The 23,218-nt window shown below is 48.0% G+C and carries 17 protein-coding genes; 5 read left to right on the top strand and 12 right to left on the bottom strand.

Going from position 1 to position 23,218, the window contains the following annotated elements:
- Positions 1-38: 38 nt before the first annotated feature.
- Both uvrA and uvrB read right to left on the bottom strand, forming a co-directional pair.
- Positions 39-2,897, bottom strand: a complete 2,859-nt coding sequence (uvrA, locus tag ACTHPG_RS21185) for an excinuclease ABC subunit UvrA (RefSeq protein WP_440391386.1) — start codon at positions 2,895-2,897, stop codon at positions 39-41.
- Between the two features lie 600 nt (positions 2,898-3,497).
- The gene (gene uvrB, locus ACTHPG_RS21180; RefSeq protein ID WP_440391385.1) at positions 3,498-5,489 is read right to left on the bottom strand and encodes an excinuclease ABC subunit UvrB; all 1,992 of its coding nucleotides are present in this window, start codon (positions 5,487-5,489) and stop codon (positions 3,498-3,500) included.
- Positions 5,490-5,658: 169 nt separating this feature from the next.
- Here uvrB and ACTHPG_RS21175 point away from each other — a divergent pair, with 169 nt between their 5' ends.
- The gene (locus ACTHPG_RS21175) at positions 5,659-6,456 is read left to right on the top strand and encodes a flagellar motor protein (RefSeq protein ID WP_440391384.1); all 798 of its coding nucleotides are present in this window, start codon (positions 5,659-5,661) and stop codon (positions 6,454-6,456) included.
- Positions 6,440-7,279 (top strand): flagellar motor protein MotB, encoded by an 840-nt coding sequence (locus ACTHPG_RS21170; RefSeq protein ID WP_440391383.1) that lies wholly within the window; start codon positions 6,440-6,442, stop codon positions 7,277-7,279. The genes ACTHPG_RS21175 and ACTHPG_RS21170 overlap by 17 nt, the downstream gene beginning before the upstream one ends.
- A 158-nt stretch (positions 7,280-7,437) precedes the next feature.
- Here the strand turns inward: ACTHPG_RS21170 and ACTHPG_RS21165 are convergent, their stop codons facing one another.
- The 3 genes from ACTHPG_RS21165 to ACTHPG_RS21155 are packed head-to-tail and all read right to left on the bottom strand — an operon-like array spanning position 7,438 to position 10,753.
- A complete protein-coding gene (locus ACTHPG_RS21165) occupies positions 7,438-8,616 on the bottom strand; it encodes an ABC transporter permease (RefSeq protein WP_440391381.1) in 1,179 nt (392 codons plus the stop codon).
- Positions 8,609-9,805, bottom strand: coding sequence for an ABC transporter permease (locus tag ACTHPG_RS21160; RefSeq protein WP_440391380.1), 1,197 nt, complete (start codon positions 9,803-9,805; stop codon positions 8,609-8,611). Before ACTHPG_RS21160 ends, ACTHPG_RS21165 begins: the two co-directional genes overlap by 8 nt.
- A 12-nt stretch (positions 9,806-9,817) precedes the next feature.
- On the bottom strand, positions 9,818-10,753 hold the full coding sequence (locus tag ACTHPG_RS21155; protein WP_440391426.1) for an ABC transporter ATP-binding protein: 936 nt from the start codon (positions 10,751-10,753) through the stop codon (positions 9,818-9,820).
- A 211-nt stretch (positions 10,754-10,964) separates the two neighbouring features.
- Here ACTHPG_RS21155 and ACTHPG_RS21150 point away from each other — a divergent pair, with 211 nt between their 5' ends.
- Both ACTHPG_RS21150 and ACTHPG_RS21145 read left to right on the top strand, forming a co-directional pair.
- Positions 10,965-12,176 carry a sensor histidine kinase gene (locus ACTHPG_RS21150; RefSeq protein ID WP_440391379.1) on the top strand — a complete coding sequence of 404 codons (1,212 nt, stop codon included), beginning with the start codon at positions 10,965-10,967 and terminating at the stop codon, positions 12,174-12,176.
- Between the two features lie 21 nt (positions 12,177-12,197).
- Positions 12,198-12,887 (top strand): response regulator transcription factor, encoded by a 690-nt coding sequence (locus ACTHPG_RS21145; RefSeq protein WP_440391378.1) that lies wholly within the window; start codon positions 12,198-12,200, stop codon positions 12,885-12,887.
- Positions 12,888-12,977: 90 nt separating this feature from the next.
- Here ACTHPG_RS21145 and ACTHPG_RS21140 read toward each other — a convergent pair whose 3' ends face one another.
- The 5 genes from ACTHPG_RS21140 to ftsE form a co-directional block, all read right to left on the bottom strand.
- Positions 12,978-14,306 (bottom strand): PDZ domain-containing protein, encoded by a 1,329-nt coding sequence (locus ACTHPG_RS21140; protein WP_440391377.1) that lies wholly within the window; start codon positions 14,304-14,306, stop codon positions 12,978-12,980.
- Between the two features lie 64 nt (positions 14,307-14,370).
- On the bottom strand, positions 14,371-15,843 hold the full coding sequence (locus ACTHPG_RS21135; protein WP_440391376.1) for a S41 family peptidase: 1,473 nt from the start codon (positions 15,841-15,843) through the stop codon (positions 14,371-14,373).
- A 136-nt stretch (positions 15,844-15,979) separates the two neighbouring features.
- Complete coding sequence (locus tag ACTHPG_RS21130) at positions 15,980-17,260, bottom strand: murein hydrolase activator EnvC family protein (RefSeq protein ID WP_440391375.1); 1,281 nt, start codon at positions 17,258-17,260, stop codon at positions 15,980-15,982.
- Between the two features lie 187 nt (positions 17,261-17,447).
- A complete protein-coding gene (ftsX, locus tag ACTHPG_RS21125; RefSeq protein WP_440391374.1) occupies positions 17,448-18,365 on the bottom strand; it encodes a permease-like cell division protein FtsX in 918 nt (305 codons plus the stop codon).
- Positions 18,355-19,041, bottom strand: coding sequence for a cell division ATP-binding protein FtsE (ftsE, locus tag ACTHPG_RS21120; RefSeq protein ID WP_024631580.1), 687 nt, complete (start codon positions 19,039-19,041; stop codon positions 18,355-18,357). Before ftsE ends, ftsX begins: the two co-directional genes overlap by 11 nt.
- A 254-nt stretch (positions 19,042-19,295) precedes the next feature.
- Between ftsE and ACTHPG_RS21115 the strand changes: the two genes are divergently transcribed.
- Positions 19,296-20,729 (top strand): VanW family protein, encoded by a 1,434-nt coding sequence (locus ACTHPG_RS21115; RefSeq protein ID WP_440391373.1) that lies wholly within the window; start codon positions 19,296-19,298, stop codon positions 20,727-20,729.
- A 159-nt stretch (positions 20,730-20,888) separates the two neighbouring features.
- Here ACTHPG_RS21115 and ACTHPG_RS21110 read toward each other — a convergent pair whose 3' ends face one another.
- Positions 20,889-22,442, bottom strand: a complete 1,554-nt coding sequence (locus ACTHPG_RS21110; RefSeq protein ID WP_440391372.1) for an MDR family MFS transporter — start codon at positions 22,440-22,442, stop codon at positions 20,889-20,891.
- A 72-nt stretch (positions 22,443-22,514) separates the two neighbouring features.
- Complete coding sequence (locus ACTHPG_RS21105; RefSeq protein WP_440391371.1) at positions 22,515-23,198, bottom strand: hypothetical protein; 684 nt, start codon at positions 23,196-23,198, stop codon at positions 22,515-22,517.
- Between the last annotated feature and the right edge of the window lie 20 nt (positions 23,199-23,218).

The raw sequence follows: 23,218 nt of genomic DNA, 5'->3' as shown, positions 1-23,218 counted from the left end.
TGCCACTTCATATTGATATAACTACTGGTTAGAGGACCTTAGTCCACCAATTGCAGTGCCTTGCTCCGCTCGGTATCCCGCTCCAGAACCGGTTTCAAGTACTTGCCCGTATAGGAAGCTTCCACTTTAATGATATCCTCAGGTGTTCCGGTTGCAACAATGGTACCTCCACCGCTACCACCTTCTGGACCCAGATCAACAACATAGTCTGCCGTTTTGATTACATCCAGGTTATGCTCGATCACTAACACCGATTCCCCGGAATCAACCAAACGGTGCAATACGTTTAGCAAACGGTCGATATCATCGACATGCAAACCGGTCGTCGGTTCATCGAGGATGTAGATGGTTTTCCCCGTACTGCGGCGATACAGTTCGGAAGCGAGCTTCACACGCTGGGCTTCACCACCAGACAATGTGGTTGCAGGTTGTCCCAGATTGATATAACCCAGGCCCACATCCATCAGTGTCTGCATTTTACGATGAATCTTCGGAATGTTCTCGAAGAATTGGGTTGCATCTTCAACCGTCATTTCCAGCACATCGGAAATATTTCTGTTTTTATATTTCACTTCAAGCGTTTCCCGATTGTATCGTTTGCCTTTGCAGACTTCACATGGAACATAGACGTCCGGCAAGAAGTGCATCTCGATTTTGATAATACCGTCTCCACGGCAGGCTTCACAACGTCCACCTTTGATATTAAAGCTGAATCGACCTTTCTTATATCCACGTACTTTGGCTTCATTCGTCTGAGCAAACAGATCCCGAATATCATCAAAGACACCTGTATACGTAGCCGGGTTGGATCGTGGTGTCCGCCCGATTGGCGACTGGTCAATATCGATAACTTTATCGATATGCTCCAAACCACGAATCTCTTTATGTTGACCGGGACGTACCCGAGCACGGTTCAGATCACGTGCCAGCGTTTTGTACAGGATCTCATTAATCAATGTGGATTTACCTGAGCCAGACACCCCCGTTACCGCAGTAAATACACCCACTGGAATCTTCACGTTCAGATTCTTGAGGTTATTTTCTTTGGCTCCGCGCACTTCCAGCCAGCGGTCTCCTACACTACGGCGCTCTGTACGTACAGGAATGAACTTGCGTCCACTCAAATATTGGCCGGTTAAGGAGTTCTCGTCGTTCATAATCTCCTCCGGTGTACCCTGTGACATGACGGTACCTCCGTGTATACCTGCACCTGGCCCAATATCAATAATATAGTCGGCAGCCATCATCGTATCTTCATCATGTTCAACCACGATCAACGTGTTACCAATGTCGCGCATATGTGCAAGGGTTGAGATCAGGCGGTCATTATCCCGTTGATGCAGACCGATACTTGGCTCATCCAGAATATACAGTACACCCATCAGGCTGGAACCGATCTGTGTAGCCAGTCTGATCCGCTGGGCTTCCCCACCAGACAATGTTCCGGCAGCACGACTCAGTGTAAGGTAATCCAGACCAACATTCACCAGGAAGCCGAGACGGCTGTTGATTTCTTTCAAAATCAGTTTGGCAATCGTCTGCTCTTTCTCCGTCAATTCCAATGTATCGAAGAATCGGCCAGCTTCACCAATGGACAAACTAGTCACATAGGCCATGTTGTGATCATTAATTGTAACCGCAAGACTCTCGCGTTTCAGACGTTGGCCTTTACATGTACCACAAGGCTTCGCACTCATGTAACCCTCAATAAATTCACGGATACCTTCAGATGCTGTATCACGGTAACGACGTTCCAGGTTATTCACGATACCTTCAAAGGTAACGAGCGCTTCCTTCCGTTGTCCAAAATCATTCTCATAGCGGAAACGGATTTTCTCCGTACCTGTGCCCTGCAACAACTTGTTCATCTGCTCAGCGGGCAGATCTTCGACAGGAACATTTTGCGGAATGTTGAAGTGCTCACATACTGACTTCAGAAACTGCGGATAATAGGTGGATGTTCCACCTGTCCAGGCATCAAAAGCACCCTCTTCAATCGTCTTGCTGCGATCCGGTACGAGCAGATCAGGGTCAACAATCATTTTGACACCTAACCCATCACAATCCGGGCAAGCGCCGAAGGGACTGTTAAATGAGAACATCCGTGGTGCAAGCTCTTCAATACTGAATCCGCACACCGGGCAGGCAAAGTTGGAACTGAATCGCAACTCTTCTTCACCCATAATGTCCACGAGTAGTTGTCCACCAGACAGATTCAGTGCTGTTTCAATAGAGTCGGCCAGACGCGCCTGTACATCATCCTTAACAACGATCCGGTCAACAACAACTTCAATCGTATGCTTTTTATTTTTCTCCAATTGAATATCCTCTGACAGGTCACGCAATTCCCCGTTCACCCGCACACGGACAAAGCCCTGCTTGGACACATCGGCAAATACACTTTTGTGCTCACCCTTACGTCCCGAGATAATGGGTGCCAGTATTTGTAGCCGGGTACGCTCCGGGTATTGCATGATACGGTCAACCATTTGTTCTACGGTCTGGGAGCTGATTTCCACGCCATGGTCCGGACAGTGTGGATGGCCCACACGTGCAAATAACAGACGCAGGTAATCATAGATTTCCGTCACCGTTCCCACCGTGGAACGCGGGTTACGGCTTGTTGTTTTTTGATCTATTGAAATGGCAGGAGATAATCCTTCGATGGAATCCACATCCGGTTTCTCCATCTGTCCCAGAAACTGCCGTGCATAAGCTGACAATGATTCGACATACCGTCGCTGTCCTTCGGCATATATGGTGTCAAAAGCCAGCGAGGACTTCCCTGAGCCACTCAGACCGGTCAATACAACAAAGCGGTCACGCGGGATGGTAATGTCGATATTTTTCAGGTTATGCGCTCGTGCGCCTTTAATGACAATGTTATCGCTCGCCAATAGTATTCATCCTCTCAGTGTGTTAATCCAAACCTTTTAAAGGCTTTTCGATCCCTCCCAAACCCTCCCTTCCAAGGGAGGGCCCCAGAGGGCGCAGCCCTCTGGACACCCGAAACAAGCGGTGCAATGGTGAGGGGTCGGGTCTTGCTATGTGAAGGGTTGTCGTATGCCCGCGGTTTCCCATAAGATTCCGGCATATTGCCGGAACCTTTATGGGACCGCTCTACTGCGAGATGACGCTCTCCGCTTCGCCACGTTCGCGGCAAAGTCGCCATTGCCTTCGGCTCGGCTCCCAGGTCAACACCGGGACGCTCTCCGCTTCGCCACTTTCGCGGCAAGGTCGCCATTGCCTTCGGCTCGGCTCCCAGGTCAACATCAGAGGGCTTCTTGGCTCTCAGGGGGACACGACTCCCAATTGCTTTCCTATAAACCTTTTAACCAATTTCAACATTTCTATCAGTATAGACCTGAATTCAAGATTTCAACATCTCTTATTATTCGGTAGATATCAACGAATTCCTTACTCAACAAGAGAACGGCCAATTGGCCGTTCTCTTGTTACAGATCCATCTTTACTGGAGCATATGAATGAGCTGTATCTTATTCAGCGCGAAGTTCCAGCAACGCATCGCGAAGCTCGGCAGCACGTTCAAACTGCAGGTTTTTGGCTGCATCTTTCATCTCTACCTCTAGGCGCTGAATAAGCGCCTGGCGATCTTTCTTCGACATCTTCTCGGCTGCGCCTGTGAGATAATCTTTCTTGGATTCGGCAACTTTGGTTGCCTCAATTACATCACGCACTTTTTTGCGAATCGTCTGTGGCGTAATTCCATGCTTCTCGTTGTACTCGATCTGGATTGCACGGCGACGCTCGGTTTCCTTTATCGCCTTATCCATTGAATCGGTCACTTTGTCACCATAGAGAATAACGCGACCCTCGCTATTCCGTGCCGCACGACCAATGGTTTGAATCAGTGAGCGTTCGGAACGCAGGAATCCTTCCTTATCAGCATCCAGTATAGCTACTAAGGATACTTCGGGCAAATCGAGGCCTTCCCGGAGCAAGTTGATTCCGATCAGTACGTGGAATGTACCCAGCCTCAGATCACGCAGAATCGCCATCCGCTCCAACGTCTTGATCTCGGAATGAAGATAACGAACCTTGATTCCAATCTCCTTCAGATAGTCCGTCAGATCCTCGGACATCTTCTTCGTTAATGTGGTAATCAATACACGCTCGTCTTTGGCAATCCGGTCGTTAATCTCCCCGATCAAGTCATCGATCTGACCCTTGGTTGGACGCAGTTCAATAATTGGATCAAGCAGACCGGTTGGACGGATAATCTGTTGAACCATCGTATCGGTATGCTCAATCTCATATGGGCCCGGTGTGGCTGATACATAAATAATCTGATCCATCTTGCCCTCGAACTCTTCGAATTTGAGTGGACGATTATCCAGCGCTGACGGGAGGCGGAAACCATGTTCAACCAGTACCGTCTTCCGCGCTTGGTCACCATTGTACATCGCACGGATCTGTGGCAGAGTCACGTGAGACTCATCGACCACGATCAACATGTCATCCGGGAAGTAATCCATCAGTGTATATGGCGTATCGCCGCGTTCGCGGAAAGTCAGCGGACCGGAATAGTTCTCAATCCCCGAACAGAAGCCGACTTCCTTCATCATCTCGATATCATATCGTGTGCGCTGCTCCAGTCGCTGAGCCTCCAGCAGTTTTCCCTGTTCACGCAGCACTTCAAGACGCTCCTCCAGTTCACGTTCAATGTTCACCAGCGCCACCTTCATCGTCTCTTCTTGCGTTACGAAGTGAGATGCCGGGAAGATGGCAATATGTTCACGTTCGCCAATCAGTTCTCCGGTTAACACATCTATCTCCGTAATTTTCTCAATCTCATCACCGAACAATTCTACCCGAATCGCATGTTCGCCCTTGGAGGCAGGGAAAATCTCAACAACATCCCCACGAACACGGAATGTCCCCCGCACAAAGTTAATATCGTTCCGCTGATACTGAATCTCTACCAGACGGGACAAAATCTGATTGCGCGGTTTCTCCATGCCTACCCGAAGTGACAGCAACATGCTTGAATACGAGTGCGGTGAACCCAAACCATAAATGCAGGAAACACTCGCTACAATGATGACGTCCCGGCGCTCAAACAACGAACTTGTCGCTGCGTGCCGCAGTTTGTCGATCTCTTCATTAATACTTGAATCCTTCTCGATATACGTATCGGAGGACGGGATATATGCTTCTGGCTGAAAATAATCGTAATAACTGACGAAATACTCAACCATGTTATTCGGAAAGAAATCTTTGAACTCACTTGCAAGCTGCGCCGCCAACGTCTTGTTGTGTGCAATAATCAGCGTAGGACGTTGCAGTTGGGCTATCGTCTGGGCTATCGTAAACGTCTTACCTGTACCCGTTGCACCCAGCAGTGTCTGGTACCTCTTCCCCTCCTGAACACCCTTCACCAATTCTTTAATGGCAGCAGGCTGATCACCTTGGGGAGAAAACTCTGACTCGATTTCGAACGTTTTGTCGCTCATTATAATATCGCTCATTGCCGTATCTCACCCTATCGTCTAAAATAATAGTCACTATATATTGTCGAAGTTCCCCGAATTTTCATATGGGAAAACTTATAGTAATAGGAATATTTGTTCCCTTTTAATTATACCTTGTTCGTTTTAGTGATGCAAACGTGAAATGAAGATAGGAGTGGGTTAATTTATGGATATTGCGACACTTATCGGTATTATTGCCGGAATTGCCGCAGTCATTAGCGGTTTTTTGTGGGAAGGCGGCCAATTGTCCGGTCTCCTGCAAAAAACGGCTGCTTTAATTGTATTCGGTGGAACGATTGCTGCTGTGGTTGCAAGTTTCCCAGCTCATCGTCTGCGTACGATTCCAGCTGCCCTGCGTATGGCTTTTGGACGTCACAATAATGAATCAGGCTTATGGGTTGAAGAATTGGTCGAAATGTCTTCGATCGCACGCCGCTCAGGTGTGCTTGCATTGGAACGCAAGGTTATGGATCATCCGCATCCATTTTTGCAAGACGGTATTCAGATGGTTGTCGATGGTACGGATCAGGATGTAGTTCGTCAGATTCTGGAGATGGAGATTGACTCTATTGAACAAAAACATGAGGGCTATGCCAAGATTTTCGAATCTGCTGGCGGTTATGCCCCAACCATGGGAATCATCGGGACCGTGATGGGACTCATTCAGGTCCTTGGCAGTTTGACCGATCCAACCGGGCTCGGACCTGCCATTGCTGTTGCCTTTACCGCAACCCTGTATGGGGTCGCCAGTGCCAACCTTATCTTTTTGCCCATTGCCTCCAAGATCAAATCCAGAGGTGCCGATGAAGTGCAGACCATGGAAATGCTTCTCGAAGGTGTACTTGCCATTCAGAACGGTGAGAACCCCCAGCTTGTACGTAAAAGACTGGAGTCCTTCACCCTCACGCATCGTCAGCATATGCGCCCCCTAGTGAAGGAGGGATTGGATGAGTCGGCGCAGTAAACGGCGCGTAAAACGTGAAACAGTTGATCATCGGGATCGCTGGATGATTACTTATGCCGATCTCATCACTTTGCTTCTGATCTTTTTTGTCATCATGTATGCCATGAGCAATCTGGATTCCGGTAAATATGACGTCGTTACCCAATCGTTACAAAACACATTCAATTCATCCGACTCTATCCTTGAGCTGGGTGAGGGACTTGGCGAGAAACCCGGACAAACGATTACGGAAACTCCACCATCCGGGATTCAAGGGGAAGATTCTTCAAAAGGCGAAGGAAACCCTTCCGATTCTGGAACTGCAGCGCCAGATGATGACAAGCCCCTCACAGAACGGGAAGAACAATTCAGATCACAGGAGCAGGAATTGCAAAATCTGTTCAATGTGATTACCCAATATATCGAGGATAATAAACTGGAAAATCAGATTTTTGTTGCGGACAAGCCACAGGGACTATCCATTACACTTAGTGACCGCTTCTTGTTTGATCAGGGGCAGGCCGCCCTAAAGGACGGTGCAGCGCCAACACTCAGTAAACTGGCCAGCCTTTTCCGTGATCTGAATACCGTTGTCAGCATTGAGGGTCATACCGATAATGTTCCTGTCGGAGCAAACTCCGCCTATACCGATAACTGGCAGCTTTCCGGGGAACGTGCACTGTCTGTATTGCGATTCTTTTTGGATACAGAGAAGCTTAACCCGGACGGATTCCAGTATGCCGGATATGCGGATACTCGCCCAACGGGTGACAACACCACAGCGGCTGGAAGACAAAAGAACCGTCGGGTCGAAATAACAGTCCTGCGTCAACTCCAACCCTAAACAGCGATATCTCGCTTATGAACCCATTACATTCTTCGTTCTTCATTCTTCTTTTATAACAAAAAGCACGTTCTACCTGAATCAAACTCAGGCAGAACGTGCTTTTTATTAATCTTTTAGCGTGAGACTAGCTCTCCATAACCGTCTTGATCTACAACTTATGCCTCTACTCCTGGCTGGCTAGGACGCAGAATTGCGGAGCCTACGGTCAGCAAAATGGCAGCCATACCAAACAAAATTAATAGTGGCAGTGTAATATCTGATAACGTACCACCAGCTGAGATCGTCTCCACCGCCTGAATCGCCCATTTCTGCGGAACAAAGTTGGCAAGCTTCTGCATATAGTCAGGCATTAACGAGATCGGCCAGAAACAACCGCCTATCATGCAGGTAGGCATAATGACAAGTGAATTCAGCATGTTCGCATTTTTGGGATTACGGATCAATCCTGCCACGGTACTTGCGAGCCCCATGGAGACCAACATGAATGCTGCCAAGATGATGAAATGAATGCCAAAAGGAATACCGGCATCATAATGAATCAGCCACCTGCTGACTCCCAGTACGATCACAATCTGAATCATACCAATGACAAAGCTACCCAGGAAATTACCAAGCGCAATCTCATATGCACGGACGGGTGCCGTAAATACTCTGGCCATGGTACGTTTTCTGCGATCTTCCATGATCACAGCCACTGCACTGGTCAGCAGCCCCATCATAAACATGATTGTAAATCCAGTCACATTGTTCAGGCCTGGCTTGGGATAGATCTGCAGAGCGGTGACTTCACCAGCAACCTGATGCTTTCCTATTTCCTGTAAAAGCTGTTCAAATCGCTTCTGTATACTCAATAGTCTATCAGTCTCACTTGAGACAGGACCTGCCGCCAAGATAACAGCTGAAGCAGATTGTTGCAATCCGCTCGTCAACCCTTCAACTGCTGCTCGCAGTGTGTAGGAAGCTTCGCTGATCCGCATCTCCACCAGTTGAATTTCGGTTGCCTTGCCTTGTAAGAGATCTTCCGTATACCACTCCGGAATAATGATGCCAGAAGTTCCTTTTTGCTCAGCGATGGCTTCCTTCACCTCTGCTTCGTTAGTCATCGGCTTGAGCAGGTACTCCTCTTTGCCAGCAAGTTCTTGAATCATCCACGCTCCTGCTGCCCCTCCATCCTCATTGACATAGGGAATAACAGTGCGTGCATTCTGCTCGTTTCCAAAAAGAGCAACCGCCCCTGTAACCACCAGGCAAGGCAGAAGTAGAAACGTAATGAAGCCCATTTTACGGCCTAGTGTACGTCTAATCATCAACCAGGCGATGTGTAGACTATTCATATCGGTATCCTGCCTTTCTATAGATTAATCCTGAGATCAACAGTAATACAGCGCATATTACGCCCAGCATCAGAATGCTATATACAATTTCGCCTACAGGTGCATCCAGCATCATTCTCAGAAAACTCTGAAGCGCCCAGTGGTTTACCGTGAATTCGCTAATCCGTTGTACAAAATCTATCGGAATGGGCATGAATCCACCGCTGATGAATGTCATGGCAACGATGATACCTTGAAGGGCTCCACTAGCCGATGCCGTACTTTTGCATACCAATGCCACGATCACGCCAAGGGTCATGGACGCCAATGTGATTCCTACACAAGTCAGCACAATGTACCAAGGATGCGTTCCCCAATCCACACCGTAGAACCAATACGTCATAAGAATAATCGTTGTTGCTTGCAAGAATGCGAGCAGACTATTGCCAACAATTTTACCAGCGAAAATAACTCCGTTACCTATCGGCGCAGCCTGAAGACGAATTAACGTTCGGTTATCCCGCTCTCCAAAAAGGCTGGTACTTGTGGTCATACCCGAGTACAACATGAACATGGCCAGCATGGAAGCTGCATAGTACTGAGAAGCGCTGTAGGCCGTGCCTGTTTTTCCGGGATTAATGACAGTAATGGAGGTGGAACTCGCCGCACCAGACTCCGAATAAGGGGCCATGGCAGCTATTACTTCCGGACCGAGCACTTTGTTCATCGCCATCTGCCGATTCCATTCGTCCGTAAATCGTGTGAACAAGGTTTCACCCAATGTATTGAGCGTGTTGTCCTTTCCTCGTATCCACTGTAACCTGGCCTCTTTTCCCGTCATCACATTCTGCTCAAAATCCGAAGGAATCATTACAGCAAAGTCGAGCTTACCGGTACGCAGCAAATGGACAGCCTCTTCTTCTGTCTTAAAGTTCTGTACCTTGATCATCTCGGCTACCGTCGGGGAATGAACGAATGTATCCATTGCTTGATTAACCGGTTTTGAACCGCCACCTGATTCAGTGCTCCAATGGATGACTCCCACACGTACAGTATCCGGAATAACATCATCCGCGGTACCCATCGTACTGGAAAGGGCAGTACCCAATATAAAAATCAGTAACAACGGCAGGATGAACAGGTTCAATACCACAGATCGAATCTTAAGAATACGTCTTAACTCAAAGATGCAAATATGCCATATATCCATCTCTTGCTCCCCCTAGTCTCGAAGCGTACGCCCGGTCAGATTGAGGAACAATGTTTCCAGATCCGGTTCTTCAACCTTAAGTGATTGAATGGATATTTCATGTTTGCTGCAAATGAAGAGCAGATCCTGGAGATCCTGCTGTGCCGAAGGCAGCGTAATCGTCAGTGTATTATCTGAAACTTCTACCATACGCACGCGAGGGTGAAGTTTCAGTTCTTCCACAACGTCAGCACTGATACCGGAAGTGGAGAGCACTACTTTTTCCTCCGATGCTACCCGTTCTCTCAGCTCTGCTTCCGTGCCACAGGCAATGATTCGCCCCTGATCCATAATTGCAACCCGGTGACTAATCGCCGCCACTTCCTCCATGTAGTGACTTGTATATATAATCGTTGAACCCATCTTGTTGAGTGTGCGCACCGATTCCAGGATATGGTTTCGCGATTGCGGATCAATGCCTACTGTTGGTTCATCCATAATAATGAGATCCGGGCGATGTGTAATCGCACATGCGATGTTTAACCTGCGTTTCATACCGCCGGAGAAGGTTGAGGGGGCATCCTTGGCTTTATCCTGTAACCCTACGAATTCAAGAGACTCCTGTACCCTCTCCTTCAGCAATTTCCCACGCAGTCCATACAGCCGGGCAAAAAAAGTCACATTCTCCGCAGCCGTCATCGTTTCGTATAAAGCCAGATCTTGCGGAACCAGTCCAATCTTGCGCTTCACATCAAGTGGTCGCTCTTTGACCGATATTCCATCTAATCTGATTTCACCCTGATCCATATTGAGAAGTCCTGCAATCATGCTGATGGTGGTGCTTTTCCCTGCTCCGTTGGGACCGAGCAATCCAAAAATTTCGCCTTTGCCAACACTAAGGTTCAAATGATCCACGGACAGCTTACTGCCATACCTTTTCACTACATGATCCACTTCAAGTATACCCATCCCGTTTACGCCCCTCTTCCGTTTCGGCCTCTGCCGCTGGATTTCATATTTGTATTGTACCGGATCGTACTCTTTAGCGAAGGTACGAAAAGTCATGAATCGAAGGTGACTTAAGTCATCTCCTGATTCGATTGCTGCTTGTGGTATAATCAAGGGCGCATTACCTAGAGATTTTCTACTCCACTTTTTATATAAAGGATGTCATTTACATATGCCGATACGGTTTCTGCAATATGGATTAATTATCGTTCCAGCCGTGCTGTACATGTTGATGCTGCCCTTGGACAACGAAGCCGTCTACACCCTATATATCATTATTGCGCTTGGGCTCTCCGTGTGGAAAGATTCCACTCGTTCAAGTACACAGCAGTGGCTGTTGCTTCTGGCCGAAATACTTTGGAGCTGTTGGCTGATTGCTTCGTATGGACCAGTCCTGCTATTCCTCGCTCTATCCGTGCTCTACGTGTATATATATAGACTTGAGGGAAGCCGGAGGTGGTTGATGTTAGCAATTCAGCTGATCTCAAGCAATGTCGCTTTGGGATGGTATTATTCTGTGTCACAGGCACCGCAGCCAGCGTCAACCACAGTAAATCCAACTACCACTACATTATTCTCCGCAGAGACAACAGCGATGGTTCTTGGCAACCTGCTTCTGCTCATCACAGCAGCTCTCTCCTGGCAGGGATCAAGAACGGCGAGCAGCCGTGGACAACTGGAACAAGTCTATGACGAGCTCCGCAGTAAACATTACGAGCTACAGGAAGCACGTGCACAGCTCCTGTTATTTACAAAGCAACTTGAAGGAGCGGCCCAGGCAGAGGAACGTATCCGTATCTCAAGACAGCTTCATGACGATATCGGGCATCGACTGATTCGTACCAAAATGATGTCGGAAGCAGCCCTGCTGACCCTCCCCAGAGATACAGAACAAGGAACGGAAATGGTAAGACAGATTCGCGATCAATTGGCCACCAGTATGGAGGATATGCGCAGCACGCTGCATAAACTGCAACCTGACTCTTATGCATCCGAAGCCTACGACCTGGATCGTCTCCTAGAGGAAGTGGGCAGAGATACCGGTGTGAAGACAAATTATGAAGTTCATGGCCCATCTCATGCGCTGTATCCTAGCATTCAGATTGTTTTGTTCAAAAATGCAAAAGAAGCCATGACCAATGCCCTTCGACACGGGAATGCCTCTTCCATCACAGTAGAGTTGGTATTCAGGAATCAGGAAGTCTCTATGAGTGTAAGGAATGATGGCAAAATCAACCCCCGTTCGTCTAAGGGAAGTGGTATAGGACAGGAAGGCATGCGTCTGCGGACACAAACGGTGGGAGGAACCTTGGAGATCCAATCAGCTTATCCATATACAGTGATTACACGCATTCCAATTACGAATCAGATGGATATACTCTAAAAAAAGGAAGTGAATGTGCTCATGTCCGAACGGAATGATGTGAACAACAAGCATGATTCAGCCCAGCCCCCACTTATTCGGCTGATTCTCGCCGACGATGACTATTTCATTCGCGAGAGCCTTAAAGTGCTGCTGGGACTGGACTCCGGTATTAGCGTTACAGGCACAGCCTCAAATGGACGGGAGACCTTGGCATTGCTTGAAGCAGGAACGCCTGCGGACGTGGTGTTAATGGACATTCGGATGCCGGAATGTGACGGAGTCGAAGGCACTGGGCTGATCAAGGCACGTTTTCCCGAAATCCAGGTGCTCATGCTGACTACGTTTGACGACGATGAGTATATTATTCAGGCATTACAGAATGGAGCCAGCGGTTATTTGCTCAAAAATGTACCACCTGAGCGGATCATTCAAGGCATCAAGACGGTCCACAATGGCGATATGTTGATCCATCCGGATATTGCACGTAAATTGGCAGGCCTGCTTCGTCCTGCTGCGATTCCCCCGACACAGCATTCAATCGAATCCTATGGACTGACTCGTATGGAGCTGGCGGTTTCCGAGGCCATATCGGAGGGTTTATCCAATAAAGAAATTGCCGCCAAATTGTTCCTCAGTGAGGGCACGGTCAAAAACTATGTCACGGATATTCTCGGTAAGCTAAGCTTGCGTGATCGGACTCAAATCGCCATTTTTATGTTAAAAAAATAACAAAAAGGTATTTCCCTCGCCTGTAACGGCGCTTGGAAATACCTTTTTCATTACTCCATTTATGCAACATACTTCATCACATATGCTTAGTTACATCTCTATGGATCCTTTATCACTGGTCACAGGGGCTGGCGGTAATGCCAATGTTGCTTCGTCCCTTTGTGATTTTTTCAAGCGGGCAAACAATTTGAGATTGATGATATGGAACAGCGTCAGTGGACGTAACCGAATCGCCCAGACCTCGTGATTGTCCGGTGCCATAATGACCCCAAGCTGATGATGCTCCCCTTCATAAATCGCTCGTTGCATAAACTTGCTTTCTCCCTGATGATTGCGTACTTCAAGCTTGCAAAAAGCCGGGTTCATCCGCAAGGCGCGATGCAACTCTTCCGGCGAATGAACCAACTTACCATTCACCTTGTACAACGTCTCTCCAGCCTCAATCCCCAAATCCGCAGCAGGACTCTCGGGAATAACAGCTAATACTTTCAACCCATGCTGCGGATGGACAAATACCGGACTGCGGTTTTGTTCTTCAAACGCGCTGTACCATACCAGAAACTCATGTCCGATAAATGCAATCAGCGCAGCAACCACCATGAGTGGAGACCACCATGCAGCAAGCAAACTGAACACGAGCAAGGTTGTCCCATACAACATCAACCGTTTGGACGAGATCTGCACCTTCTGTCCAGGAAGCATACTTTGCGTTATTTCACCAAATCCGAGCATAATGGGCAAGGCAAACAGCATATAACTCTGACCTGCATTCATAAATGGATTCCATGCAAGCTCCGCGCCACCTCCTGTGACGGGAACAAGAATTAGTAAGGGAACGGCCCAGAACTGTTGCAGTTGATATCCACCAACCAGTTTCCCGCGTTTTCCCTCGAAGAGAAGCGGTGATGCCATCGATACCCCCTGCATGCGTACCAACAGGGCTTCACCCATATGTAGAAGGGCCGCCAGGACAAGCAGGGCAGGCATGTCCAGAGCACGTAGCGTCTCCGTTATACTCCCGATCCAGCCCGATGGATGCCAACCTGAAGCCAGATTCAAACCAAATTGCAGCACACCCAGTAACCCGGCTGCGTAAGCAATACACAGATACCGGATACGGAACAAGGATAGAATTAACGTTGCAGCCCATATGCATATCATGCTTCCCAGGGTAAGATGTGCACCGAGGAATAGGGATACAAGCGAGACGATGGTACCAATGAGTATACCTCCCAGCACGGCACGAATCGTCTGTGTAATCGAGCTTTGCAAACGAACATGAAACAATTTACGCTCCTGCAGTAACTGACGATGATAGATGAGCGCAATCAGGATCACCGAAATATAATAAAACGGCTGAATAAACAACTGCAACAATGCTTCGCCTAATGTAGTTAACCACGGCCATACCCATTCCATCGTGGTTCTTCACCCCTCTCTTTCAGCCGGTTCAGAAAAAAAGAAGGCTGAAAATCAGCCTTCTTTATGGCTTCGACACAGCGGACGAAATATCCTTCGAGACATTTTCGATCGCGCGTTTCAGCTGTGCATCATATTGAGGATTCGCAATACGTTCAATCAGAGCCGCCTCCAGTGATTCAGCGGTTTTCTCATCAATCTGGCCTGTAGCCTGAATGCCTTTTTGCTTCTGGAATGCCTTGACCGCTTCTTCTGTCTTCTGGTCGTAGTATCCGTCCACACGATCCGGTTTGAAATCGAGTCCTCTCAGCATCGTCTGCGCACTTTTCACATCCGTGCTATTGCTGTCATATTTAAGTGGCAACTTCTCTTTGTTTATCGGTGCCACCGAGAAATAATCCGGTTGGTTAACCGCGATATCCGGTTTGATTCCTTTTTCATGAATCCAGTCCCCGTTCGGAGTGAGCCATTTGGCAATGGTGATCTTCAGCAAGCTGCCATCACCCATCTGTTTGTCATAACTCGTCTGTACGGTTCCTTTACCAAAGGAGTTTTCACCAATCAACTTCGCGCCTGCTGATTGTTGTAATGCACCGGCCAAAATCTCCGACGCACTCGCGCTACCTTTGTTCATCAGGACTGTGACTGGATAAGCTTTGGCTGATCCATTGGATTTGCTTTGTTCCTTTTTGCCGTTCTTGTCTTCGACTTGCACAATAACCTTACCTTTAGGAACGAACTGTTCCGCAATATCAATAACGACTTGCAGGACACCGCCCGGGTCATTCCGTACGTCGATGACGAGACCTTTCATATTCTGCTTCTCAAGCTTCGCCAACTCTTCCTTGAAGCGATCGCCTGTATTCAAAGAGAATTGAGTAATGGCAATAACGCCAATTCCGCCGTCCTCCATGTGAGCATATACGGTCTCCAGATCAATATCATCCCGCACAATAACAAATTCAATCAGTTCAGAAGATCCAGCACGTTTCACTTGTACCTTTGCTTCACTGCCTTTAGGACCTCTGATTTTGTTAACAGCCTTGTTCAGTTCCAAACCTTGCAGCGATTCTCCGTTAACAGACATAATCATGTCTTTTGCACGAATACCCGCTTTCTCGGCAGGTGATCCTTTGATTGGGGAAACAACAACGACGTTTCCATCCTGTGAGGATACCTCTGCGCCAATACCGGTAAATGAACCTTCGATCGACTCTTCAAACTGAGCAGCCGTTTCCTGCCCCATATAGTTGGAGTACGGATCACCAAGGGATTCCATCATGCCGTTGATCGCACCGTCAATCAATTTGGTCTGATCCACGTCTTTATAGTAGTTGCTTGAGATCAAATCCATCGCGGTTTCAATCTTCTTCAAATCGTTCTTCTGCTGCGTATTGCCGGTCACACTGGCCAGCAAACCTTCGCCCGCTGTGGTTTGGCTCCCTATTCCCGGGTAAGTCATTAATACCAGGGTTAGCAAACTACCGCCAAGCAGACCCACAATGACAAGCAGTAGCGCCGATCTTTTCTTCATCATCCGTTTGTCACCGCCTTTAGTTTTGAAGCGTGTCAGATTCCATTGTTGCCAGATTCCATTCCCTGAACATGCCAGCTTAGTATATGTCTAGCTTGTACGGAATATGTTTTTTCCATTCGGTCTAAGAATGAAAAAATTACAAATAGTTCATCGGATTTACCGCGGTACCGTTATCTCTCACTTCAAAGTGCAAGTGAGGTCCCGTGGAGTTTCCTGTATTTCCTGACTCAGCAATGGTATCCCCTTTGCTTACAGTGTCTCCCTTGCTGACTTTGAATCCACCTTCGCGCAAGTGACCATATAATGTCCAAAGTCCGCCGCCATGGTCCACAATAACCGTATAACCATAACCGCTATACCATTCAGCCATGATTACGATTCCGCCAGAGGCAGCATGTACAGAGGTTCCCACAGGAACAGCAAAATCTACACCGTTATGCATCTTACCCACTACACCCGTAATTGGATGGGTACGGGGACCGAAAGGAGATGAAATACGTCCTCCAGATACCGGTCTAGAGAAGATACCATTACCGGATGAATACGTGACCTCACTGCTGCTCTCCGAGCTAACTCGAGTTGGCGTCTTGGCTGCAGCTTTCGCCCTAGCGGCTGCTGCGGCTTTGGCTTTGGCTGCTGCGGCTGCCTGTTGCTCACGCAATTTATTTTTCTCTTGAAGAAGTGCCGAACGTTTGCTGGCAATCTGCATCAATACATCTTCCTGCTCTTGTGTCAGCTCTTCTGACTCTTCAATCTTAGCATCATATGAAGCGAGAAGCACTTGCTTTTCCGCTTCTTTTTCATTCAATTGGGACTTGCGCTGTTTCTTCTGTGCATACAGGCTCTTGGCTTCCGCATATTGCACATCCAATTCTGCCTTTTTGTCCACGACCAGTTGCTTGTCCGCTTTGTGCTCATCCAGCAGATGCTGATCCTGATCCACAATCGTTTTGAGTGAATCCGCACGGGTCAGGAAGTCAGTGAAGCTAGTAGAGGACAACAATACATCCAGATAGGATACAGCACCGTCCGTATACATCAGGCGCACGCGTGACTCCAACAATTTTTCCCTTGCAACAATGCGTTCTTCTGCCGCTTGCAGATCTTTTTTCGTTGTACGGAGATCTTCCTCCGTGTTCTCGATCTGCAAGGATACACTCGCCAGTTCATCACTAACGACATTGATCTGTTCCATGACAACCTTCAGATAAGCGTTGGTTTTGTTCTTGTAATGCTGTGCTTCCTTTTTGTTGGAAGCCGCTTTTTTTTGCTCCTGCTTGGCAGAAGCCGCCTTGCTCTCCAGTTGCTGAATCTGTTGGTCAATATCGCTGATGCTACTCTTGGCATATCCGTCAGAAGGTTGAAGCGTCAAACTGGCCAATAACGTAAAGGCCAGCAGCGAAGCGGTTTTTTTCAAAATGATGATCCCCCATCCTATGATTTCACAAGAAAGCAACCTGCACAGGTGGTGAACAGCATGTTCTTTGCTTTCTTCAATCTTAAAAGACTCCGTCTTTCCTACATATCGTCAAACAGCGTCCATTAATGAACCTGCTTTACCATTCTTTTCGACATATTCTGCAATTTGATCGTTGAAAACAAAATTAAACGTTGAGCGATTTCCGAATGGACAGTGTACTTCCCAAAATACCTACCAACACACCTAGTCCGATCAACAGCGTTCCAAACAGCAGCCAGATTTCGCTGAGCGGAATCAAGTTAAGCATCTGCATGAAGACATCCTGACCAATCGTGGACATCAATTGGCTGTATCCAACGAACAGTACCCCCACCGTAATGACCGAGCCAATAAATCCAATGAGTGCACCTTCAATAAAGAAAGGCCAACGGATAAAGGTGTTGGTTGCGCCGACCAGCTTCATAATACCGATCTCCCGGCGACGTGCCAGAATCGTTACGCGAATCGTATTCGAGATCAGGAACATGGACATGAGACCCAGTCCCCCGACAAAAATAAATCCGATGTTACGAACAAGTTTCGTAAATTTGAACAACACTTCCACCGTTTCCTTGCCGTAGTTCACTTTCATAATCGGCTTCTCCGGGTGTTTTTCGTTCAACGCTTCGATTTTTTGCGCTACAAAAGTGACGGTTTCCGGTTCAATGACTTCAACTTCAATAGTCTCCGGCAGTGGATTGTTGTCCACATCGAAACCGCTAAGTACGTTATCTGCACTCTCTCCAAGACGCTCACGGAACTCCTTGAGTCCTTCTTCCTTGGAAACAAAACGAATCTCGCTTACTTCAGGCATGGCGCTGATCTCTTGCTCCAGTGTGTTACGCAGGTTCTCGTCCACATTCAGTTCAAGAAACGTGCTGATCTCCACCTGGCTATCAACCTGATTCGCCATGGAGTTCACATTGAGCACCAGCAGCATAAACACACCAAGAATCAATAGTGACACAATGATGGACATGATGGAGGCTACAGACATCCAGCCGTTGCGGAATACGTTTTTGAATCCCTCCCGCAGATGGCGCAAGAGAGTACTAAAATTCATAACCGTATTCTCCTCTCATCTGATCCCGTACAATCTGTCCGCGTTCAATCGCGATTACCCGTTTACGCATTGTATTTACGATATCTTTGTTGTGGGTCGCCATAACAATGGTCGTTCCCCGGAAATTAATCTCATCCAGCAGTTGCATAATGCCCCATGACGTCTCCGGATCGAGGTTACCTGTAGGCTCATCGGCGATAATAACCGACGGGTTATTGACGATAGCCCGTGCAATGGCAATACGTTGCTGTTCCCCGCCTGAGAGCTGAGAAGGTTCGCGATTCGCCTTGCTGCGCAGTCCCACCAAGTCGAGTACTTCCATCACTCTTTTCTTGATATGACGCTTTGGTGCTTCAATAACTTCCATGGCAAATGCCACATTCTCAAATGCTGTCATCCGTGGCAGCAGACGAAAATCCTGGAACACAACGCCGATGTTGCGACGCACATAAGGAATCTTTCTTGGCTTTAACTTACCAATATTAAATCCGTTAATGGATATTTGTCCTTTGGTCGGAACTTCTTCTCTGTACATCAATTTCATAAATGTCGATTTGCCTGCGCCGGACGGACCGACGATATAGACAAATTCATTGCGGTCGATCTTCACCGACACCCCTTGTAATGCGTGGGTACCATTGGCGTAGGTCTTCCACACGTCCTGCATTTCTATCACATCATCACTTCCTGCTCGCATAGTTAGCCATTATCATTTCGACACAATCCCGGCATTTCCTTTAAAAAGACCTGAATTTCATCAGGAAAAAATCCACTTCATCCCTGTTTCGTTGGTGAAGCATGGATTCATATGAAGTTTATTGTAACAAATTTGTTACCTATTGAGTACCCGAAAGTTTTCCTGCATTGGATCATATATATAGAAAGTGTTACAAAGTGCGGAACAACAGAAGTATAAAGGAGCGTACGGTTATGAAAAAAATACATGTGACGGTCATTGTTCTATTCTCCATCCTCTTGATCGGCTCCGCGTCTTATGGATTGCTGTATATGTACGTGAATCAACCTGCCATGCCCAAAGATGTTCATGTTGGTGGCATGCTCGTGGAGGGAAAAAACCGCAAGAATCTGCTGCATGAAGTGCATGAACAGATTCAAAAGCTGGAGGACTGGCCTGTCACCTTGGAAGTGGCTGAACCTGATCCGCAGACGATGACGTATACCACAGCTCAAGTGGGGGCGAGCTACAACGTTAACAGCCTGGAAGCCGCGATACGGCAGCTGGAGGAAGGTAACCTGTGGGAACGCGCTTATGCACGTTACCATTTTCCGAAAGAGTTCTCTCTCGATATGAGCTACGACTCACGGTCACTTCAAGAGCATCTCAGCCCTGCCTGGGAAAAAGAAACCTTCGGTACACCTGCGGACGCTGTTCGCCGCATCACCACAAGTGATAAAGTCCAGTATATCCCGGAAAAGGGCGTCCGCCGGATTGATTGGGATACACTCGCTAATCTCATTCAAACAAAACTGCACAGGGATTTCAGTGTACTGAGCCCAAATGAGAAATCCGCCCCATTGTTGATCCAGGTACCACTGTATACGCTGAAGCCTGAGATAACCCTTGATTCGCTGCGCCAGGAAGGTATTGACCGGAAGATCATCCAGTTTTCCACGGGTCTGGGCAATAGTAGTGAAGGCCGGATACATAATGTCAGCGCAGCAGCGGAAGCGATTAACGGCATGATTTTGCCACCGGATGCCACATTCGATTATGAAAAGGTCATCCGTAAAGCTGAAAAGGAGTATGGGTTTCGTGAGGCCCCGGTCATTGTGAATGGAAGGCTGACCCCCGGCATTGGCGGGGGAATCTGCCAGGTGTCCAGTACAGTGTATAACGCAGCGTTATTGACAGGTCTCGATATTATCGAGCGTCGCAACCACTCACTGCCGGTCAAATATTTACCGAAAGGATTGGATGCCACCTTTGCCTCCGGAGCCATCAATTTTCGCTTCAAGAATAATACAGGGAAATCCTTACTCATTCATGCAGAGGTGAAGAACCACCAATTGATGGTGAAATTTTTTGGTACATTCCCGGAGAATGTCAGTTATGCACTTGAATCTCGCACCATTGAAACATTAAGTGTTCCGGTAAAATATGTGTCCAGTACGGTACTGCCTGATGGTGCACAGCAGGTGCTGCAAGACGGACAGCCTGGATATATTGTCGAGACGGTAAGAACGAAGAAGCTGGACGGCAAAGTGGTCGAATCCAAAACGATTACACGGGACACCTACAAAGCTCAGAATCGTCTGATTGCCCGCTCCGGTCATAGCAGCCTGCCTGATCCACAGGAACCTTCTGTTGTCGAGGACGGGATTAGCGATACGAAACGGCCATAAGAGTATATGTTCCAAGCAAACAAAAACGAAAAGACACACTTCCCGGCCCTTTTGAGGATACGCCAGAAGTGTGTCTTTACATGGTATAAATAGGATATTGGAGTTGTAATAAACTACGATTAGCTCTAAAACGTAATTACAGTTAGCTGTATAGCCGGCTTAGTGACCGCCTGTGTATTCGCCTTGCTCTTCGCCTACGACCATCTTCTCTTTTCCCATGAAGAAGGAAGCGACCAACGCGAGAGTAGCCGGAATCACAGCCCAAGCAAATAACTGAACAATGGAAGAAGACAGGGCATGTGTGATCGATTCAAGCACCTGCGGGGGGATCGCCTGTCTGAGTTCTGGTGACAGCAACGCATGTGGATCCGTCAGATCCATTCCCTGAGGCATACCACCCGCGGAGGCACCACCTGCTTCCGCAGCTGAACCAGCGAGGGCATCATTCATTTTACGCGTAAATACCTGGCTCTGTACGATACCAAAGATCGTGATCCCCATCGTCATGCCGAGGGACCGCAAAAAGTTAAGTGTGGAGCTTGCTGCTCCGCGTCGTTGTGGTTCAAATGCGTTCATGGCTGCATTGCTGAGTACCGAGAACGAAGCACCGACACCCAGACCAACCATCACCATGTAAATCCGTATCGTCCAGAGGGAAGAACCCTCATCCAGCGTAGTCAGCAATCCAAGTCCAATGACAAGCAAGGCCAACGTAGGGATCATGATATTGCGATACTTGATCTTGGTCATGAGCACCCCGCCCAGGGATGCCGTCACAACGGACCCCAGCATCATCGGTAAAAGCACAAGACCGGAGTTGGTCGCTTTACCACCGAGTACACCTTGTATGAAGATCGGAATATACACGGATGCTGTAATGAACGCCGCACCACTGAACATACCAATAACGTTACTGGACCAGTAAACCCGGTTGCGGAACATGCCGAAGGAGATGATGGGTTCCTTGGCTTTTGTTTCTGCAAACAGGAAAAGCAGCGCTAGTGCTACAAATCCGGCAAACAAGCCAAGAATCTGCCATGAACCCCAGGCAAACGTCTTGCCGCCCAGTTCAAGACCGAAGATCAGGCACACAACAGCCCCGATCAGCGTTACGGCACCCAGCCAGTCGATCTGTTGAGACTGATGCTGATGAGACTCCTTGTAGAAAAATGCAATAAACACAAATGCAATCAAGCCTAGCGGCAGGTTGATATAAAATACCCATTCCCATGTCGCATACTGAGTAATGTAAGCACCCAGCAGAGGTCCAAAGACACTGGACAGGCCGAAGACGGCTCCAAACAATCCGCCCAGTTTACCGCGTGATTCGGGTGCAACCACATCAAACATGATTGTAAATGCAATCGGCACCAGGGCACCTGCACCAATACCTTGAATGGCTCTGTACATCGTCAATTCCACAATAGACGTGGCCGTTCCGCACAGTGCTGAGCCAAGCATAAACACAATAATACCAAAGACAAAAAACTTCTTCCGTCCATACATGTCGGATAACTTACCGAAGATCGGCATCCCGGCCATCTCAGCCACCATGTACGCGGAGGTCACCCAGACGAACTTGTCGAGCCCGCCCAACTTCCCGACAATATCCCCCATTGCCGTAGCAACGATGGTATTATCCATCGAGGCCATGAGTATGCTGAGCAATAAGCCTGCCAGCACCAATCCAATACTGTTTTTACGTGCAACCATTGTACTCAATCTCTCCATTCACGCTCTATTCATATGACTGCATTAGTATATCCGAAAGGAAGTCTGCGTTAATCAGTCCAAAGACCGATTGCTTTGCAGCAAAACTTCCGATTGCGGATGAATATGCAGCGATGAACGGTATTCCACTGTGCCAATCTGGCAGCCGGGACCGATTTTCACTTTATCCCCCCGAACCATCTCGGCCACGGTATTCTCTAATTCAATATCGTCCCCTTCGATGATCTGTGCCTTGAGAATCGACTTATTGCCCGTGAACAAGTCATTCAACCGGCCACTCCTCACGGAGATGATGGAACCGCCCATTTCCTTGACCTCGGATGGACCCATGATTTTGAGTGTCATATGTTCGGCGCTAAGCATCCCCGCTATCGTCAACCGTCCGTTCAGCTTGATGTTTTCCGCCTGACAATCCCCGGGCAGATGAAGCTCACCGACCACTTTGATATGCTCAGCTTTGGCGTGCAGGCCAGAAGCCTGGATGCCATCCTCACCTTCGTTGTTGGCCGCGCGCTCTGTCAGAGTAAGGGTTCCCGTGATTTTAATATCTGTTGATTCAAGCGATCCGTATATGACTGATGTACCCGTACATTTGAATTGATCACAATATAGATTGTCGTTGAAGGATGCGTCCCCTACGACCTTGACCTTGCCGTACACGCCACCCGCAGAACTGCCATCACCCACGATGCTGATATCCGATTTTTTGTCCATTGAACGCCCATGATTATTATTCATGCCCATCCCTCCCTTTCTCT

This window comes from Paenibacillus sp. SAF-068, assembly GCF_051967555.1.
Taxonomy (GTDB): domain Bacteria; phylum Bacillota; class Bacilli; order Paenibacillales; family Paenibacillaceae; genus Paenibacillus.
This window is presented reverse-complemented; position numbering and strand designations above follow the sequence as displayed.